This window comes from Micromonospora arborensis (assembly GCF_003205615.1).
In the GTDB taxonomy this organism is placed as follows: domain Bacteria; phylum Actinomycetota; class Actinomycetes; order Mycobacteriales; family Micromonosporaceae; genus Micromonospora; species Micromonospora arborensis.
The window spans coordinates 1-17916 of sequence record NZ_PYBV01000011.1 but is presented as its reverse complement, the minus strand read 5'-3'; the positions used below and the strand labels follow the sequence as shown (position 1 = coordinate 17916).

Genomic DNA, 17916 nt, shown 5'->3' with positions numbered 1-17916 from the left:
GTCGCTACGCAACGTCAGGAGGCGGCTACCTCGCTGTAAATTGCCTCGACTTGCAGCTTGATGTCCACTCCGCGCTGCTGGAGGAAGGGCACCGGGTCGACCGGCTGGCCCTTGACATGGATCTCCAGGTGCAGGTGGGTGCCGTAGGCGTGGCCGGTCTGGCCCACCAGGCCGAGTTGGTCGCCCGCCTTGATCTGCTGGCCTTCCTTGACGCTCACCGCGGAGGAGTGGCCGTAGATGGCCTCGCTGCCGTCGGCGTGCCGGACGATCACGGCGTTGCCGTACCCGCCGAACCAGCCGGCCTTGGTGACCAGGCCGTCGTGGATCGCCACATAGGGCGTGCCCTCGCCGGCGACCAGGTCCACGCCGGTGTGCAGCTTGCCCCAGCGCACCCCGTAGGGGGAGTTGAAGTCGTAGCCCTGCAGCGGCAGCAGCCACACCTCGGGCTCGGCGCTGTCCTTGCTGCGGCTGTCCCGCGAGGCGCGGTCGGCGTTGTCCGCGCGATCCGCCGCTTCCTGGCTGGTGACCGACGCCTGCTTGAGCTCGTCGAGCACCGTCGGGCTGACGTCCTTGGCGTCCGGCAGGGCGCTCGCGCCGAGTGCGACGATGCCGGCCCCGACGAACGCGGTGGTGACGACAGCGGCGTAACGGCTACGCGGTGGGGTGGGTACGCGGCGACGACCGCGATATCGATCGGGCTCAGACGACAGGCGCTGGCGCACGCACACCCTCCGTTGTCGGGGTTCCGAAGCGGCCGGTGGACGTTCGTGAAGCTGTGCTGAACGTCTGCTGACCGCGTCGTCACCCGTCCATGGACCTGATGACAACCGTGGACACGTTAGCCAACCACCAGGCCAGCCACAAGCTAGACCGCCAAATTGGCGTGTCGATCTGTCCGTTTGCGTCCATGATTGTCATGCATCGCGCCGCTGAACGGTGCCCCCGTTGCTGCCCGTTCGTCGCCGAGCGTGACCGGTCCGGCGGAGTCGTCCGGCTTGACTGCGGGCAGCGCCGGGAGCAGGGGATGGTGGTGCTGGCGGGACTTCCCTGGTGGTCCCCCGGGGCCGTGGTCGTCACGGAGACCGGGTTCCCGGCCCGGATTTCCAGGGCTGGGTCCGCCGGGTTACCGTTCGTTCAGGTGAAGGCCGTGAAGCCGGTGAAAGGTGTGCGCTGATGAGCTCTCGTATTCGGGTCGTCGTCGCCAAGCCCGGCCTGGACGGCCACGACCGGGGCGCGAAGGTCGTCGCGCGTGCCCTGCGGGACGCCGGGATGGAGGTCGTCTACACCGGCCTGCACCAGACCCCCGAGCAGATCGTGGAGACCGCCATCCAGGAGGACGCCGACGCGGTCGGCCTGTCCGTCCTCTCCGGCGCGCACATGACGCTCTTCCGGCGGGTGCTGGAACTGCTCGGTGAGCGGGACGCCCGCGACATCGTGGTGTTCGGTGGCGGCATCATTCCGAACGGCGACATTCCCGAGCTGGAGAAACTGGGCGTCGCAAAGATCTTCACGCCGGGCGCCACCACTCAGGCGATTGTCGAGTGGGTTCGACAGAACGTCGCGCAGCCGGTCTCCTGAGGCACGCCGGTCTGCTGCGGCGGCCGGATTTGGGCACGGGGGAGGGGCCGGACGCACCCCTCACACGTCCGGCCCCTCTATGCACGATGCCCCGCCGCCACCCCTCGACCGACAGGGCATCGGCCGTCTCCCGTCATTGCGCTGTTCAGCGCTCCGACACCTGACTCAACGACGCCCCCACGGCCGGGTTACGCAACCCTGGCAACATCGCCCGGACGGTTGATGCCGCCCGGATCGTGGCCGGAAACCGGCCGCATCCGATGCCCGGTTGTGCATTACCGCACACCGCGCACCCGCTCGGTTGCCGGTGGTGCCGACCTCGCTAGGCTGCGGCCAATGGCCTGTTTCAACTGATGACAGGCGTCAAGCTGTTTTCTGAACGCTGGTGGCGGCGCGACGGCGCGCCGCGGAGACGGGACGGGACGCGCAATCGTGGACCTGTACGAGTACCAGGGGCGGGACCTGTTCGAGCGGCACGGCTTGCCCGTGCTGGCCGGCGGCGTCGCCACTACCCCGGAAGAGGCCCGCGCGATCGCCGAACGTCTTGGCGGCCGTGTGGTCGTCAAGGCGCAGGTAAAGGTCGGCGGCCGAGGTAAGGCCGGCGGCGTCAAGCTGGCCGAGGGCCCGGATGAGGCGGTGGCTCGGGCCACCGACATCCTCGGCATGGACATCAAGGGTCACACCGTCCACAAGGTCATGATCACGGTGACCGCGGACGTGGCCGAGGAGTACTACTTCTCGTACCTGCTCGACCGGGCGAACCGCACCTTCCTCTGCATCGCCAGCGTCGCCGGCGGCATGGACATCGAGCAGGTCGCCGCCGAGACCCCCGACAAGGTCGTGAAGGCCCCGATCGACGCCGTGCAGGGCGTGGACGAGGCCAAGGCCCGCGAGATCGTGACCGCTGCCGGCTTCCCGGCCGAGGTCGCCGACCAGGTGGTCGAGATCGCTGTCGGCCTGTGGCAGGCGTTCGTCGCCGAGGACGCCACGCTGGTCGAGGTCAACCCCCTCGCCAAGAACGGCGACGGCCGGATGCTGCTGCTCGACGCCAAGATCAGCCTGGACGAGAACGCGGCGTTCCGGCACCCGGACCACGAGGCACTGGTCGACCAGGCCGCGGTGGACCCGCTGGAGCAGGCCGCCAAGGCCAAGGACCTCAACTACGTCAAGCTCGACGGCGAGGTCGGCATCATCGGCAACGGCGCGGGTCTGGTCATGTCGACCCTCGACGTGGTCGCGTACGCCGGTGAGCGGCACGGCAACGTCAAGCCGGCCAACTTCCTCGACATCGGTGGCGGCGCGAGCGCCGCGGTGATGGCGAACGGGCTGGAGATCGTGCTCTCCGACCCGGCCGTGAAGAGCGTCTTCGTCAACGTCTTCGGCGGCATCACCGCCTGCGACGAGGTCGCCAACGGCATCATCCAGGCGCTGGCCCTGCTGGAGCAGCGCGGCGAGCAGGTCACCAAGCCGCTCGTCGTCCGTCTCGACGGCAACAACGCCGAGGCCGGCCGGGCGATCCTGGACGGCGCGAACAACCCGCTCGTGCAGCGGGTGGACACCATGGACGGTGCGGCCGAGCGGGCCGCCGAGCTGGCAGCTGCGGGGGTCTGAACATGGCTATCTGGCTGACCAAGGACTCGAAGGTCATCGTTCAGGGGATGACCGGTTCCGAGGGCTCCAAGCACACCCGGCGGATGCTCGCCGCCGGCACCAACGTGGTGGGCGGCGTCAACCCGCGCAAGGCGGGCCAGAAGGTCGACTTCGACGGCACCGAGCTGCCGGTCTTCGCGTCCGTCGCGGACGCCATGGCCGAGACCGGGGCGGACGTCACTGTCATCTTCGTGCCGCCGCAGTTCACCAAGGCCGCCGTGGTCGAGGCGATCGACGCCGCGATTCCGCTGGCCGTGGTGATCACCGAGGGCGTTCCGGTGCACGACACCGCGTCGTTCTGGGCGTACAACGTGGCAAAGGGCGAGCAGACCCGGATCATCGGGCCGAACTGCCCGGGCATCGCCTCGCCGGGTGCCTCCAACGCCGGCATCATCCCGGCCGACATCACCGGCTCCGGCCGGATCGGCCTGGTCAGCAAGAGCGGCACGCTGACCTACCAGATGATGTACGAGCTGCGCGACATCGGCTTCTCCACCTGCGTCGGCATCGGCGGTGACCCGATCATCGGGACCACCCACATCGACGCCCTGGCGGCGTTCGAGGCCGACCCGGAGACCGACGCCATCGTGATGATCGGTGAGATCGGCGGTGACGCCGAGGAGCGGGCCGCCGAGTTCATCAAGGCCAACGTCACCAAGCCGGTGGTCGGCTACATCGCCGGCTTCACCGCCCCTCCCGGCAAGACCATGGGTCACGCCGGCGCGATCATCTCCGGCTCGGCGGGCACCGCCGAGGCGAAGCAGGCGGCGCTGGAAGCGGTCGGCGTCAAGGTCGGCAAGACGCCGACCGAGACCGCCCGCCTCATGCGGGAGATCATGTCCGGCAGCTGAGCCGGGCCAGGCAACACCGGAGGGGGTCGACCGCAGCTTGGTCGGCCCCCTCCGGCGTACCACCGGGGCGCCGAACGAACCGTAGGCTGCCGGCGTGCTGACAGTGCAGCGGCTGAGGGCCGACCATGCGGACGCTCTGCTGGCGTTCGAACGGGAGAACCGGGCGTACTTCGCGCGCTCGGTGCCGGATCGCGGCGACGCGTACTTTTCCGGGTTCGCCGATCGGCACCGCGCGTTGTTGGCCGAGCAGGAGGCGGGCCTGTGTCACTTCCACGTCGTCCTGACCGAGCAGGGTGACCTGGTCGGCCGGGTCAACCTCGTGGATGTCGCGGCCGGGTTCGCCGAACTCGGCTACCGGGTCGGTGAGCGGGCCGCCGGCAAGGGCGTCGCCACCGCGGCTGTCGAGCAGGTGTGCCACCTGGCCGCCGACGACTACCGGCTCGCCGGTCTCACCGCGCTGGCCACCCTCGACAACCCGGCGTCCCAGGCGGTGCTGGCACGCACCGGGTTCACCGTGACCGGTGAGACCAGCATCGGCGGCCGCCCCGCTCTGCGCTACCAGCGTCAGCTCCCTGGTCGACCAGCCCGCTCAGTCGTTGTTCCAGAACGGGTAGTTGCCGGTCGCGCGCAGGATTGCTCCGCCGATGATGTTGATCACGCCGAAGACGATGGCGAGGTAGCCGAGCAACGGTGACTGCCCGTACCGGCGGGCGTCTCGGATGGACAGGTAACCGAAGATGATGCCGAGGATGCCGCAGCAGATCAGCCCCAGCACGATGCCCAGCACGCCCCAGAGCGTGGTCCGGTCCCGTCCCTGGGCCGGTGGCGGCGGGGGCGGGGGGTATGGCGTCGTCACAGCTTCCTCCGGGTGGTCGTGGCCGACGTGCCGACCCGGACCGTGACCGGCGGACCCGACCCGGTGGCGGCGAGCGCGCCCCCTCAGGGCCGAGGCTAGACCGGACGGGGCGGTCCGGACTCAGGTTCGGTCAACTCGCCGCCCTTCGGACGGGTTAACGGACTGCCACCGCCCGCACGACGTGCCAGAGTAGAGCGGATGTCCCCCGTCACCCCTGACCGTCCCAGCCGTCCCGGCGGTGTGCGCGCCGACGACCGGCCGGTCGACCGTGCCGCACCGGCCCGACGGGTGCCCGCGCCCCGCACGGGTGGGTCACCACGCGGGCGTGCGCCGTTGCCCGTCGCCGCCGGGGTGGCTGCCGGCTGGGCGGCCCTCACCTCCTACCTGCCGGTCGCCATCGTGCTCGGCCTGGTCCAGCTCGGCACGGACTCCGCCACCCTGACCAGCACCCTGCGCACCGCGTTGGCCGGCTGGCTGCTCGGGCACGGCGTGCCGCTGCACACCGAGTCCGGCCCACTCGGGCTCGCCCCGTTGGCGCTGACCGTGCTCGCGCTCTGGCGACTGACCCGAGCCGGTGTGCACGTCAGCCGCGCGATCGGCGCCCGCGACACCCGCTCACCGCGCCGGGCGCTGCTCGCCGCGGGCGCGGTCGGCATCGCGTACGCGCTGCTCGGCGCGCTCGCGGCCGTGCTGGTCGGCACCGACGGGCCGGATGCGTCCGTGCTCCGGGCGGCAGCCACGTTCGCAGCGGTCGGCACACTCGCCGCGCTGGTCGGCGCGACCCGCATCACCGCCGTGACCCGGCTCCTCGTCACGCGGATGCCGGGCCCGGTGCGCGACGGCATTCGCACCGGTCTGGTGGCCGGGCTGCTGCTGCTCGGCGCGGGCGCCGGCGCGGCCGGCCTGGCGGTGGCAACCGGCGGCGGCGACGCGGCGGACATGATCGGCGCGTACCGGACCGGGGTTGCCGGGCAGGCCGGCATCACCCTGGTCAGCGTCGCGTACGCGCCGAACGCGGCGGTCTGGTCAGCCAGCTACCTACTCGGGCCGGGCTTCGCGGTCGGCACCGACACCGCGGTTCGCACCAGTGAGGTGTCGGTTGGCGCGCTGCCGGCCGTGCCATTGCTCGCCGGCCTACCGCGTGGCCCGGTGGACGGCTTCGGCGCTCTGCTGCTCGCGGTGCCGGTGCTGGCCGGGATGGTCGCCGGCTGGTTGCTCGCACGCCGGGTGGCTCGACTCGCTGGGCCGGAGCGGGCCCCGCAGCGCTGGGCCGAGTTGCTGGCGCCTGCGGCGCTGGCCGGGCCGGTGGCCGGCGTGCTGCTCGGCGTGGCCGCCGCGGTGTCCGGCGGCCCGCTCGGCGCCGGTCGGTTGGCGCAGGTCGGGCCGGTGGGCTGGCAGGTCGGGGCGGTGGCGACCGCTGTCATCGCGGTCGGCGCACTGCTCGGCGCCGCCGCCACCCGAGCGCTCACCCGCGCCCCCGCTCCGTAGAACGATCGCGGGGCGCCCCGGACGAATCCGGAGCGCCCCAGTGCGTGCTGGATCCGTCAGGGCTGGGTCGGCAGGCCGACGTTCAGCGCAACGCTCAGGATGATTCCGATGATGCCGAGCGCGACGCCGACCGCAGCGCAGATGAGGCCGGCCTTGGCCTGCCCGGCGTTGCTGGCCTGCCCCTGGGCGACCTTCTGGCGGGCGAGGTAGCCGGTCACCAGGCCGCCAATGCCGACCGGGATGCCCAGGAGAGGGCAGCACGCCAGCGGGATCGACGCGATACCGAGGATCAGCGCCACCAGGCCGAGGGTGTTGTTCTGCCCCTGGGTCTGCGGGTAGCCGGCGTTCGGGTACGTCGGGCCGCCGCCGTACGGGGGCTGCTGCTGGCCGTACGGGTCCTGGTACGGCTGCTGCTGGCCGTACGGCTGACCGGAGACCGGCGGCTGGCCGTACGGGGCGGCCGGCGGCTGGCCGTACTGGGGAGCCGGCTGCTGGCCGTACGGGGCGGCGGGTGGCTGGCCGTACGGCGGCTGGGGAGCGGTCGGGTCCTGGTTCGGCTGCTGGCCGTACGGGTCCTGGCCGGGGTTACCGGGTTGCATTCGAGAAGCTCCTTGAACTGGTTCCGTCAGTTGCTGCTGTTGTTTCCAACCATGATCGCTGCCAGGCCTCCGAATGCACAGCACAGCGACACGACGACATCGTCATATTGCCGTCGATCGACGGCTGTCGTTGGGAGTGGGACCGGGCGGCATGGGTGTTCCTCATTTCAGCGACCCGGCTGGCCTGCCGGGTCAGTGACGGGGCGCGGGTCGGCGCGGCGTTCGGCCCGAGCGAGCGGCAGCGTACCGGGTCGATGCTCGTCAGCGCTTCCAAGATCGGCGCACCGCCCAGCCGAAGGACGTCCTGACCTGCCCGATAGGGTGGCCCGGTGACCGAGCCCGCGTCTGTCGCCCGCATCGTCGTCCTCATATCCGGCTCCGGAAGCAACCTTCAGTCGCTGCTGGATGCCACCGTCGACCCCGCGTACGGCGCGCAGGTCGTCGCGGTCGGCGCGGACCGCGACGGCATCGCGGGCCTGGACCGGGCCGAAGCGGCCGGGGTGCCGACCTTCGTCGAGCGGGTCCGCGACCACGACACCCGGGAGGACTGGGACGCCGCGCTCACCGCGCACGTCGCGAAGCACCAACCCGACCTGGTCATCTCCGCCGGTTTCCTCAAGCTGGTCGGCCCGCAGTTCCTCGCCGCTTTCGGCGACCGCTACCTGAACACCCACAACACTCTGCTGCCGGCGTTCCCCGGCATCCACGGCCCGCGTGACGCCCTCGCCTACGGCGTGAAGCTCACCGGGGCCACCCTCTTCTTCGTCGACGCCGGCATGGACACCGGGCCGATCGTCGCGCAGGTCGCGGTGCCGGTGCTCGACGACGACGACGTGGACACGCTCACCGAGCGCATCAAGGAAGCCGAGCGGCGCCAGCTCGTCGAGCAGGTCGGTCGCCTGGTCCGCGAAGGCTGGACCATCACCGGAAGGAAGGTCACGGTTCCGTGAGTCCCACTCAGGACGGGCGCCGCCCGATCAGGCGGGCGCTGGTCAGCGTCTACGACAAGACCGGGCTGGTCGAACTGGCTCAGGCCCTGCACGCCGCCGGCGTGGAGATCGTGTCCACCGGCAGCACGGCGGGCACCATCGCCGCCGCCGGTGTGCCGGTGACGCCGGTCGAGACGGTGACCGGGTTCCCCGAGGTGCTCGACGGCCGGGTGAAGACCCTGCACCCGAAGGTGCACGCGGGTCTCCTCGCCGACCTGCGCAAGGACACGCACGTCGCGCAGCTCGACGAGTTGGGGGTGGCGGCGTTCGACCTGTTGGTCTCCAACCTCTACCCCTTCCAGGCGACCGTCGCCTCCGGCGCCGGTGTCGAGGAGTGCGTGGAGCAGATCGACATCGGCGGCCCGGCCATGGTGCGGGCCGCCGCCAAGAACCACGCCTCGGTCGCCGTGCTCACCGATCCGACCGGCTACCCGGCGCTGATCGGCGCGCTCGACGAGGGTGGCTTCACCCTGGCCCAGCGTCGCGCCCTGGCGGCACGGGCGTTCGCCGACATCGCCGAGTACGACGTGGCGGTTGCCCAGTGGTGCGCCCAGGAGCTGGCCCCAGCCGACGACTCGTGGCCGGCGTTCACCGGGTCGGCGCTGCGTAAGTCGACAGTGCTGCGCTACGGGGAGAACCCGCACCAGCCGGCTGCGCTCTACACCGACCCGGACGCCCCGGCGGGGCTGGCCCAGGCCGAGCAGCTGCACGGCAAGGAGATGTCGTACAACAACTACGTCGACGCGGACGCCGCCTGGCGGGCCGCGAACGACTTCGCCGACCAGCCCGCCGTGGCGATCATCAAGCACGCCAACCCGTGCGGCATCGCGGTGGGCGCGGACGTGGCCGAGGCGCACCGCAAGGCGCACGCCTGCGACCCGGTGTCGGCGTACGGGGGCGTGATCGCGGTCAACCGGCCGGTCTCGGTCGAGCTGGCCCGGCAGGTCGCCGACATCTTCACCGAGGTGGTGGTCGCCCCCGGCTTCGACGAGGGTGCGGTCGAGGTGCTGCAGGGCAAGAAGAACATCCGGCTGCTGCGCGCGCCGGCCTGGAGCCCGGCGAAGGTCGAGTGGCGGCCGGTGACCGGTGGCGTGCTGACCCAGGTCGCCGACCGGGTGGACGCGCCCGGTGACGACCCGGCCAACTGGCAGTTGGCGACCGGCGAGGCCGCCGACGAGGAGCTGCTGCGGGACCTCGCGTTCGCCTGGCGAGCGGTCCGCGCGGTGAAGAGCAACGCGATCCTGCTCGCCAAGGACGGCGCAACCGTCGGCGTCGGCATGGGTCAGGTCAACCGGGTCGACTCGGCGCAACTCGCGGTCAGCCGCGCGGGTGCCGACCGGGCCCGCGGCTCGGTCGCCGCTTCGGACGCGTTCTTCCCGTTCGCCGACGGTCCGCAGATCCTCATCGACGCGGGCGTCCGCGCCATCGTGCAGCCGGGAGGCTCGATCCGCGACGAAGAGGTAATCGAAGCGGCCAAGAAGGCCAACGTAACGATGTACCTAACCGGAACGCGCCACTTCTTCCACTAACCGCACCGCCCGCCCTGCCCACCCCGTTGATCATGAGGTTATTGCCCGGCCGTTCGGCGTGTCGGGACAATGACCTCATGATCAACGGGGGCGGCGGGGTGCGCCCGGTGGGGGCAGGGCGGGGTTACGGGGTTGCGGGGCGGAGCTCGGCGAAGTGGCAGGCGGACGGGTGTGGGTCCGCTGCGCGGGGGACCGTTGCCGGGTCTTCGACGGCGCAGATGTCCTGGGCCTTCCAGCAGCGGGTCCGGAAGTGGCAACCACTCGGCGGGTCGGCCGGGCTGGGCACGTCGCCGACCAGCCGGATCATGTTGCGCTGCTCGCGGGCCTCCGGGTCCGGCACCGGCACCGCGGAGAGCAGAGCCTGGGTGTACGGGTGGGTGGCCCGCTCGTAGATCTCGTCATCGGTGCCGATCTCGACGATCCGGCCGAGGTACATCACCGCGACCCGGTCGGCGATGTGCCGCACCACGGACAGGTCGTGGGCGATGAAGATGTACGACAGCCCGAGCTCGTCCTGCAACTGCTTCAGCAGGTTGATCACCTGGGCCTGGATGGAGACGTCCAGCGCCGACACCGGCTCGTCGCAGACGATCACCTCGGGCTTCAGCGCCAGGGCGCGGGCGATGCCGATGCGCTGACGCTGACCGCCGGAGAACTGGTGCGGGTACCGGTTGATGTGCTCCGGGTTGAGCCCGACCAGGTCGAGCAGCTCCTGGACCCGCTTCTGCTTGCTGCCCTTCGGCGCGGCATCCGGGTGGATCTCGAACGGCTCGCCGATGATGTCGCCGACGGTCATCCGCGGGTTCAGCGAGGTGTACGGGTCCTGCATCACCATCTGCATGTTGCGACGCAGCCGGCGCAGCTCGCCGCCGGACGCCTTGAACAGGTCCCTGCCCTCCAGCGTGGCCTGCCCGGAGGTGGGCGTCTCCAGCCGCATCAGCAGCCGGGCGAGGGTGGACTTGCCGCAGCCGGACTCGCCGACCACGCCCAGCGTCTCGCCCCGACGCAGCTCGAAGCTCACCCCGTCGACGGCCTTGACCGCGCCGATCTGCCGCTGGAACAGCACGCCCTGAGTGATCGGGAAGTGCTTCACCAGGTTGTCGACGGAGAGGATGGTCTCGCCGCGGACCTTGGTGGAGTTAGCGGGCGACGCTGTCATCACGGACCTCCTGCGCGAAGTGGCAAGCGCTGGTCCGGCCGTCGCCGAGGACCAGGTCGTGCGGCACGACGTCCACGCAGACCTGCTGGACGTACGGGCACCGGGGGTGGAACGGGCAGCCGGACGGGATACGCATCAGGTTCGGCGGCAACCCCTTGATCGTCGACAGTTCCTGGCCGCGGACGTCCAACCGCGGGATCGACTCCAACAACCCCTTGGTGTACGGGTGAGCCGGCGCCTTGTAGAGCGAGCGGACGTCGGCGTGCTCGACGATCCGGCCGGCGTACATGACCGCGATCCGGTCTGCGACACCGGCGACCACACCCAGGTCGTGGGTGATCAGGATCATCGCCATGTTGAGTTCCCGGCGCAGGTCGGCCAGCAGGTCCATGATCTGGGCCTGCACGGTGACGTCGAGTGCCGTGGTGGGCTCGTCGGCGATCAGCACCTTCGGGTCCAGCGCCAGCGCCATGGCGATCATGACGCGCTGCCGCATACCGCCGGAGAACTGGTGCGGGTAGTCACCGATCCGCTTTGCGGCACCCGGGATCTTGACCAGGTCCATCAGCTCGATGGCGCGGCGTCGGGCGTCGGCCCGGGACATGCCGGCGCGCTGGCGCAGCGTCTCGCCGATCTGCCAACCGACCGGGAAGACCGGGTTCAGCGCGGAGAGCGCGTCCTGGAAGATCATCGCGATCTCCGTGCCGCGGACCTGCCGGCGCTGCTCCTCGGAGCGGGTGAGCAGGTCCTGACCCTGGTAGAGGATCTGGCCGGAACGGATGAACGCGGGCGGCGTGTCCAGGATGCCCATGATCGCCTGAGCGGTGACCGACTTGCCGGAGCCCGACTCACCGAGCACGGCCAGCGTCTCGCCGGCGTCGAGGTGGTACGACACGCCGTTGATCACCTGGGCCACACCCTCGTTGGTGCGGAACTCGATGTGCAGGTCCCGCAACTCCAGCAGGTGGCCGCCTTCGGGAGTGGCGGAGGCAGGCGTGGGTTGAACGGTCATGAGTTTCTCACCGCAGCTTCGGGTCGAAGGCGTCACGGATCGCGTCGCCGAGCATGATGAACGCCAGCACGGTCAGCGCGAGGAATGCGGACGGGACGATCAGCGGTGTGGCCGCCTCGCGCATGTGGATCCGGCCGGTGTCGATGTCCTGGCCCCACGAGATGGTCGGCGCCTTCAGCCCGATGCCGAGGAACGAGAGCGTCGCCTCGGCCGCGATGAACGAGCCGAGCGCGATGGTCAGCACGACGATGGCCGGGGCCAGTGAGTTCGGCAGGATGTGCCGCCACATGATCCGGCCGTTGCCCGCGCCGAGCATCCGGGCCGCCGCGACGTAGTCCTGCTCCTTCGCGGTGATCACCGAGGAACGCACCACCCGGGCGGCGGTCGTCCAGCCGAGGAGGGCGAGCACGAAGACGACCGCGCCGATCCGCGCCCACTGGTTGTCGCTGGACACCCGCTTGAGCAGCACGATCGCGGCCAGCAGCAGCGGGATGCCGAGCACCACGTCGATCACCCGGGAGAGCACCGCGTCGACCCAGTGGCCGAAGTAGCCGGCGAGCATGCCGACCACCAGCGCGATGATCCCGGTGCCGAGCGCGGCGAGCGCACCGACCACCAGCGAGGCCCGGGTGCCGTAGACCGCCCGGGAGAACGTGTCGCAGCCCTGGAAGTCGTACCCGAAGATGGCCCCGCCGGACGGCCCGGCGTGCTGCCGGGAGAGCACGCAGTCGTTCGGGTTGTTGGCGGTGAACACGCCGGGGAACAGCGCCATCAGGGTGAAGGTGACGACCAGTGCCAGCGAGATCCAGAAGATCGGGTTGCGGCGCAGGTCGCGCCAGGCGTCTCCGGCCAGGCTGCGGGGCTTGTGCGGGGCGCCGACCTGGTTGGGTGTGCCCGGCTCGCCCGAGGGGCCACGCCGCGCGGCCTGGTTCTCGCTGGCCGCCACCGTTTCAAAATCACTCATGCCGCCACCTCGCTGCGCTCGGCGCCGGCAGGAGAGCCCAGGCACGCCGCGCTGATGATTCGTTCGCTGCGCTCACTCATAGCGGATCCTCGGGTCGAGTACGGCGTACAGGACGTCCACCACCAGGTTCGAGACCAGGTAGACCACGACGAGCACACTGACGATGCCCACCACCAGGGGGCCGTCCTCGGTGCGGATGCCGCGGAAGAGGTTGAAGCCCACGCCGGGGATGTTGAAGACGCCCTCGGTGATGATCGCGCCGCTCATCAGGTTGCCCAGCTCCACACCGAGGAAGGTGACCACCGGGATGAGCGAGTTGCGCAGCACGTGGACGACGACGATCCGGCGCTTGACCAGGCCCTTGGACCGGGCGGTCCGGACGTAGTCCGCGCGCAGGTTCTCCGCCACCGAGGCCCGGGTGAGTCGCAGCGCGGTGGCCAGCGACAGCGAGCCGAGCACGATGCCGGGCAGCAGGAGCGCGTAGAACGTCGGGTCGGAGCCGGCGGTGGGTGGGAAGAGCTGCCACTTGACGCCCAGGAAGTACTGCGCCAGCGGCGCCAGCACGATGGTCGGGATGCCCAGCACCAGCAGGGTCAGCACCAGCGTCGAGTTGTCGAAGATGCTGGCCCGGCGGATGCCGGCGATCACGCCGGCGCTGACGCCGAAGATGATCGCCACGGCGAGCGCGATGAGCGCGAGCTGGACGGTGACCGGCCAGGCCTGCTGGAGGATGTCACCGATGTTCCGACCGGTCAGCGATTCGCCCAGGTTGCCCTGGAGCAGGTTCTTCACGTAGTCGAAGTAGCGGTAGAAGAAGCCGCCCACGCCAGTGGCGTCCAGGTGGTACTTCTCGGTCAGGTAGGCCCGTTGGGCTGGCGTCACCGGCCGCTCACCAGCGAGCGCCTGGATGGGGTCGCCCTGCCCGGCGAATGTCAGCGCGTAGACGATCAGGGTGGTCCCGAAGAACGCCAGGACCATCTGCAGTAGGCGCCGCAAGATGTAGCGGAACATGCTTAGCAGTCTCTCCGGAAATGTGCGAAAGGGTCGCAGGACGGCATCTCTGGTCGTACCCGAAATATCCGAGACGCGCCGTCCGGCCCGGGGAAGCCGGCACCACCGACGCCGGGTCCGCTTCTGCGGCCCGGCCCCGGTGGTGCGGTCCGGGCCACCCGGGCGTCGCCCGGGTGGCCCGCACCATGGTCAGCTCAGCTGGCTGCTTCGATCTTGACGAGGTTGACCCGCTGGAACAGGTCCATCTCCACGTTCTTGACCTTGGACGAGGTGCCGAACACGTTCTCGCCGAAGCGGAGCGGGATCACCGGCATGTCCTTGGCCAGGATGTCCTCCGCCTGCTGGTACTTGGCGATCGCCTCGTCCTGCGTCTTGGCGGCGGAACCCTCCTTGACCAGCCGGTCGAAGTCCGGGTTGCTGTAGCCGTAGTAGTTCGACGAGCCGTTCGTGGTGTACAGCGGGCCGAGGTAGTCCTCCATGGTCGGGTAGTCCATGACCCAGGCCATCCGGAACATACCCACCGGCTGCTTCTTCTCGACCTTGGTCAGCAGGTCGGCGAACTTCGGCTCGGCCGAACCGACAGCGTCGACACCCAGGTTGGTCTTCAGCTGGTTGACCGTGGCGTCGACCCAGTCCTTGTGACCGCCGTCGCCGTTGTAGGAGATGACGATCTTCGACGGACCACCGGCGGCCTGGTAGAGCTTCTTGGCCTCGGTCGGGTTGAACTCGCCGGCCTTGCCCGCGGTGTTCTCCCGGTAGCCCGGCAGGACCGGCGAGACGAAGGAGCGCGCCGGCGTCTGCGAACCCTTGAAGACCGACTTGGTGATCTCGTCACGGTCGATCGCCATCGAGATGGCCTTACGCACGTCCGGGTTGCTGTAGTCCTTGTCGAACGTCGGGAACGACAGGAACTGGAACGACGACATCGGGCTGGTCTTGTACCGGTCGCCCAGGTCGCTCGGCGCGGTGCTCAGGCTCTCGGTCGGGATCGTCGGCAGCACGTCCAGGTTGTCCGCCAGGACGTCCGCGTAGGCCGCGGTCAGCTGCTGGTAGATCCGGAACTCAATGTTCTTGACCTTGGGCTTCTCGCCCGGGTACGCGTCGTAGCGCTCGACATCGATCTTGCTGTCGTGCTGCCAGGTGCCCTTCATCTTGAAGGGGCCCTGCCCGATCGGCGCCTGCTCGTAGGAGTCCTTGAGCACGCCCGGGGCCGAGAACGCGGCCTTCGGCATCGGGTAGAACGCGGTGTAACCGAGCACCGTCTTGAAGTCGATGTACGGCTCGGACAGCGTCACGGTGAAGGTGAGGTCGTCGACCTTCTTCAGACCGGACATCTCCTTCGCCTTCGGCGCCTTGCCCTGCAGGTCGGCGTAGCCAGCGATCTTCTCGAAGAAGTAGTTGCTGTCCTGACCGTTGGGGGCGTACGCGCCGTAGTTCCAGGCGTTGATGTAGTCGTCGGAGGTGACCTTCTCACCGTTGTGGAAGGTGAAGCCGTCCTTGAGCTTGATCGTCCAGACCTTGTTGTCGGACGAGGTCACGGACTCGGCTGCGACCTCGTACGGCTTGTTCTGGGCGTCGTAGTCGACGAGCGGGCTGAACAGGCCGGTGAGCACCTGCGCCCCGGACGTCTCAGTGGTGTTGGTGGGAACCAGGTGCTTCGGCTCGGCGATCTGGATGCTGACCGCCGAACTGCCGCTGCCGCCGGATCCACCGTCTCCGCCGCTGCCGCAGGCCGCGAGGCCCAGCGTCACCGCGAGCGGGAGGGCGGTCCAGGCGGCGAGTCTACGAACTCGCATTGAGCCTCCTCATCTCCTCACGCTGCGCAGTCAGGCCCGACGCTGGGTTTACGCTGCGCAACAAGCGGCAACGGTAGGTCGGCGACGGGTCTTCGGCAACGAGGCGGTTGCGGGTGGGTAACGGTCCGGGTCGTCCTGGCTTGCTCAAGGCCGGCGGACCTGCTAGCAAAAGCCGGCTTAAACGTCGCCTGCCTGCGGATTTTCGACCGGGTGCAGCGCTCGCAGTGCCGCCCGCAGCCCGGTTGGCGCCCTCCGATCCGGCCGTCCGGTCCCTGCTCAGGTCCGCCTTCGTGTCTGGTTCGACGGTGACCGAATCCACAAAATGTGACTGAGAGTGACTAGCAACACGTCACAGAACGTCACGTCCGTTTGGTGGTGGTCAGGTGCCGGGCGGGCCGCCCGAGCGAGGTCGTCTGAACCGCGAGCGGTGGCCGTGAGACGATCAGGTCGTGACGGCGACGCTTCTGGACGGCAAGGCAACCGCAGCGGAAATCAAGGACGAGCTGCGGATACGGGTGAAGGCACTCGCGGAACGCGGCATCACCCCCGGGCTGGGCACGGTCCTGGTCGGGGCGGACCCGGGCAGCCAGGCGTACGTCAACGGCAAGCACCGTGACTGCGCAGAGGTGGGCATCGCCTCGATCCGCCGAGAACTCCCGGCCGACGCCACCCAGCAGCAGGTCGACGACGTGATCGCCGAGCTGAACGCCGACCCGGCGTGCCACGGCTACATCGTCCAGTTGCCGCTGCCGGCGCACCTCGACACCCAGCGGGTGCTGGAGCTGATCGACCCGGACAAGGACGCCGACGGCCTGCACCCGGTCAACCTGGGCCGGCTCGTCCTCGGCTACGACGGCCCGCTGCCCTGCACCCCGCGCGGCATCGTGGAACTGCTCCGCCGGCACGACGTGGCGCTGCGCGGCGCCACCGTCGCGGTGGTCGGTCGGGGCAACACCGTCGGCCGCCCGCTCGGCCTGCTGCTCACCCGGCGCAGCGAGAACGCCACGGTCACCCTGTGCCACACCGGCACCCTCGACCTCGCCTCGCACACCCGGGCCGCCGACATCGTCATCGTCGCGGCAGGCGTACCGGGTCTGCTCACCAGCGACATGATCAACCCCGGCGCGGTCGTGGTGGACGTCGGCATCACCCGCGTGATCGGCGCGGACGGCAAAGGCCGCTATACCGGCGACGTGGACCCGGAGGTGGCCGAGACGGCCGGCGCGCTGGTCCCCATGCCGGGCGGTGTGGGTCCGATGACCCGGGCCATGCTGCTCACCAACGTCGTGGAGCGTGCCGAGCGCGGTTGAGGTGTAAGGCCGTAACCGTCCGACCCTGGCCTGATCGGTGCCAGGATGGCTGATACGGTCCGGAAAACCGACTGGTTATCAGGGAGTGGGACGACCATGGGTAAGAAGGTCACTGTCGTCGGGGCTGGCTTCTACGGCTCCACCACCGCACAGCGCCTGGCCGAGTACGACGTCTTCGACACCGTAGTGATCACCGACATCGTGGAGGGCAAGCCCGCGGGTCTCGCGCTCGACCTCAACCAGTCGCGGGCCATCGAGGGCTTCGAGACCAAGGTGGTCGGCGTGACCACCGGCCCGAACGGTGAGGGCTACGAGAACATCGAGGGCTCCGACGTCGTCGTGATCACCGCCGGTCTGCCCCGGAAGCCCGGCATGAGCCGGATGGACCTGCTGGAGACCAACGCCAAGATCGTCCGTCAGGTCGCCGAGAACGTCGCCAAGTACGCCCCGAACGCCGTCGTCATCGTGGTCTCCAACCCGCTGGACGAGATGACCGCGCTGGCGCAGCTCGCCACCCAGTTCCCGAAGAACCGGGTGCTCGGCCAGGCCGGCATGCTCGACACCGCCCGGTTCAGCAACTTCGTCGCCGAGGCACTGAACGTGCCGGTGGCGTCGGTACGCACGCTGACGCTGGGCTCGCACGGCGACACCATGGTCCCGGTGCCGTCGAAGAGCACCGTCAACGGCAAGCCGCTGCGTGACGCGATGCCGGCCGAGCAGATCGAGGAGCTGGTCGTCAAGACCCGCAACGGCGGCGCCGAGGTGGTCGCGCTGCTCAAGACCGGCTCGGCGTACTACGCCCCGTCCGCCGCCGCGGCCCGGATGGCGAAGGCCGTCGCCGAGGACTCCGGCGAGGTCATGCCGGTGTGCGCGTGGGTCGACGGCGAGTACGGCATCTCCGGCGTCTACCTCGGTGTCGAGGCCGAGATCGGCGCCGAGGGCGTCAAGCGGGTCGTCGAGACCGACCTGGACGCCGACGAGCGCGCCAGCCTCCTGGAGGCCGCCGAAGCCGTTCGCGCCAAGCAGGGCGACATCTCCAGCATGTAGTTCCCCGAACCACTAGAAGGGCCCGCCGGCCAACCCGGCGGGCCCTTCCCCGTCCCACCCCACCCACCCCCACCCAC

General features: G+C 69.9%; 17 protein-coding genes. 9 read left to right on the top strand and 8 right to left on the bottom strand.

Annotation, left to right across the window (positions count from 1 at the left end):
* Positions 1-14: 14 nt before the first annotated feature.
* On the bottom strand, positions 15-722 hold the full coding sequence (locus C7C45_RS08000) for a M23 family metallopeptidase (protein WP_110563008.1): 708 nt from the start codon (positions 720-722) through the stop codon (positions 15-17).
* Positions 723-1173: 451 nt separating this feature from the next.
* Here C7C45_RS08000 and icmB point away from each other — a divergent pair, with 451 nt between their 5' ends.
* The 4 genes from icmB to C7C45_RS07975 all read left to right on the top strand — a co-directional run bounded on the left by icmB (position 1174) and on the right by C7C45_RS07975 (position 4773).
* Positions 1174-1578 carry a coenzyme B12-dependent isobutyryl CoA mutase small subunit gene (gene icmB, locus C7C45_RS07990; RefSeq protein WP_030491849.1) on the top strand — a complete coding sequence of 135 codons (405 nt, stop codon included), beginning with the start codon at positions 1174-1176 and terminating at the stop codon, positions 1576-1578.
* Positions 1579-2010: 432 nt separating this feature from the next.
* Complete coding sequence (gene sucC, locus C7C45_RS07985; protein ID WP_110563006.1) at positions 2011-3189, top strand: ADP-forming succinate--CoA ligase subunit beta; 1179 nt, start codon at positions 2011-2013, stop codon at positions 3187-3189.
* A gap of 2 nt (positions 3190-3191) precedes the next feature.
* Entirely contained in the window at positions 3192-4079 is an 888-nt protein-coding gene (gene sucD, locus C7C45_RS07980; protein ID WP_110563005.1) for a succinate--CoA ligase subunit alpha, read from the top strand.
* A 94-nt stretch (positions 4080-4173) separates the two neighbouring features.
* Entirely contained in the window at positions 4174-4773 is a 600-nt protein-coding gene (locus C7C45_RS07975; protein WP_110563004.1) for a GNAT family N-acetyltransferase, read from the top strand.
* On the opposite strand, the gene C7C45_RS07970 is transcribed toward C7C45_RS07975, so the two are convergent.
* A complete protein-coding gene (locus C7C45_RS07970; protein ID WP_110563003.1) occupies positions 4669-4935 on the bottom strand; it encodes a DUF4190 domain-containing protein in 267 nt (88 codons plus the stop codon). The genes C7C45_RS07975 and C7C45_RS07970 overlap by 105 nt on opposite strands.
* 198 nt (positions 4936-5133) lie before the next feature.
* Between C7C45_RS07970 and C7C45_RS07965 the strand changes: the two genes are divergently transcribed.
* Entirely contained in the window at positions 5134-6423 is a 1290-nt protein-coding gene (locus C7C45_RS07965) for a cell division protein PerM (protein ID WP_110563002.1), read from the top strand.
* 56 nt (positions 6424-6479) lie between these two features.
* On the opposite strand, the gene C7C45_RS07960 is transcribed toward C7C45_RS07965, so the two are convergent.
* A complete protein-coding gene (locus tag C7C45_RS07960) occupies positions 6480-7022 on the bottom strand; it encodes a DUF4190 domain-containing protein (RefSeq protein WP_110563001.1) in 543 nt (180 codons plus the stop codon).
* Between the two features lie 329 nt (positions 7023-7351).
* Here C7C45_RS07960 and purN point away from each other — a divergent pair, with 329 nt between their 5' ends.
* Positions 7352-7972: a phosphoribosylglycinamide formyltransferase gene (gene purN, locus C7C45_RS07955; protein ID WP_110563000.1), complete on the top strand. Its 621-nt coding sequence runs from the start codon at positions 7352-7354 to the stop codon at positions 7970-7972.
* On the top strand, positions 7969-9540 hold the full coding sequence (purH, locus tag C7C45_RS07950) for a bifunctional phosphoribosylaminoimidazolecarboxamide formyltransferase/IMP cyclohydrolase (RefSeq protein ID WP_110562999.1): 1572 nt from the start codon (positions 7969-7971) through the stop codon (positions 9538-9540). The genes purN and purH overlap by 4 nt, the downstream gene beginning before the upstream one ends.
* Positions 9541-9664: 124 nt before the next feature.
* On the opposite strand, the gene C7C45_RS07945 is transcribed toward purH, so the two are convergent.
* The 5 genes from C7C45_RS07945 to C7C45_RS07925 form a co-directional block, all read right to left on the bottom strand.
* Positions 9665-10699 carry an ABC transporter ATP-binding protein gene (locus tag C7C45_RS07945; RefSeq protein ID WP_110562998.1) on the bottom strand — a complete coding sequence of 345 codons (1035 nt, stop codon included), beginning with the start codon at positions 10697-10699 and terminating at the stop codon, positions 9665-9667.
* Positions 10680-11711, bottom strand: coding sequence for an ABC transporter ATP-binding protein (locus C7C45_RS07940; protein ID WP_110562997.1), 1032 nt, complete (start codon positions 11709-11711; stop codon positions 10680-10682). Before C7C45_RS07940 ends, C7C45_RS07945 begins: the two co-directional genes overlap by 20 nt.
* A 7-nt stretch (positions 11712-11718) precedes the next feature.
* On the bottom strand, positions 11719-12675 hold the full coding sequence (locus tag C7C45_RS07935; RefSeq protein ID WP_110562996.1) for an ABC transporter permease: 957 nt from the start codon (positions 12673-12675) through the stop codon (positions 11719-11721).
* Positions 12676-12747: 72 nt separating this feature from the next.
* Complete coding sequence (locus C7C45_RS07930) at positions 12748-13686, bottom strand: ABC transporter permease (RefSeq protein WP_110562995.1); 939 nt, start codon at positions 13684-13686, stop codon at positions 12748-12750.
* A gap of 194 nt (positions 13687-13880) precedes the next feature.
* Positions 13881-15482, bottom strand: coding sequence for a peptide ABC transporter substrate-binding protein (locus C7C45_RS07925; protein ID WP_110562994.1), 1602 nt, complete (start codon positions 15480-15482; stop codon positions 13881-13883).
* 449 nt (positions 15483-15931) lie between these two features.
* On the opposite strand from C7C45_RS07925, the gene C7C45_RS07920 reads away from it, so the two are divergent.
* Together C7C45_RS07920 and C7C45_RS07915 are read left to right on the top strand one after the other, a co-directional pair.
* Positions 15932-16792 carry a bifunctional methylenetetrahydrofolate dehydrogenase/methenyltetrahydrofolate cyclohydrolase gene (locus tag C7C45_RS07920; protein WP_110562993.1) on the top strand — a complete coding sequence of 287 codons (861 nt, stop codon included), beginning with the start codon at positions 15932-15934 and terminating at the stop codon, positions 16790-16792.
* A 96-nt stretch (positions 16793-16888) separates the two neighbouring features.
* A complete protein-coding gene (locus C7C45_RS07915; RefSeq protein ID WP_110562992.1) occupies positions 16889-17839 on the top strand; it encodes a malate dehydrogenase in 951 nt (316 codons plus the stop codon).
* Positions 17840-17916 lie beyond the last annotated feature (77 nt).

Bases quoted from the DNA above. Each gene is read 5' to 3' on its own strand.
- icmB (WP_030491849.1), top strand. From the start codon at position 1,174: ATGAGCTCTCGTATTCGGGTCGTCGTCGCCAAGCCCGGCCTGGACGGC.
- sucD (WP_110563005.1), top strand. From the start codon at position 3,192: ATGGCTATCTGGCTGACCAAGGACTCGAAGGTCATCGTTCAGGGGATG.
- C7C45_RS07965 (WP_110563002.1), top strand. From the start codon at position 5,134: ATGTCCCCCGTCACCCCTGACCGTCCCAGCCGTCCCGGCGGTGTGCGC.
- C7C45_RS07960 (WP_110563001.1), bottom strand. From the start codon at position 7,022: ATGCAACCCGGTAACCCCGGCCAGGACCCGTACGGCCAGCAGCCGAAC.
- C7C45_RS07945 (WP_110562998.1), bottom strand. From the start codon at position 10,699: ATGACAGCGTCGCCCGCTAACTCCACCAAGGTCCGCGGCGAGACCATC.
- C7C45_RS07940 (WP_110562997.1), bottom strand. From the start codon at position 11,711: ATGACCGTTCAACCCACGCCTGCCTCCGCCACTCCCGAAGGCGGCCAC.
- C7C45_RS07935 (WP_110562996.1), bottom strand. From the start codon at position 12,675: ATGAGTGATTTTGAAACGGTGGCGGCCAGCGAGAACCAGGCCGCGCGG.
- C7C45_RS07930 (WP_110562995.1), bottom strand. From the start codon at position 13,686: ATGTTCCGCTACATCTTGCGGCGCCTACTGCAGATGGTCCTGGCGTTC.
- C7C45_RS07925 (WP_110562994.1), bottom strand. From the start codon at position 15,482: ATGCGAGTTCGTAGACTCGCCGCCTGGACCGCCCTCCCGCTCGCGGTG.
- C7C45_RS07915 (WP_110562992.1), top strand. From the start codon at position 16,889: ATGGGTAAGAAGGTCACTGTCGTCGGGGCTGGCTTCTACGGCTCCACC.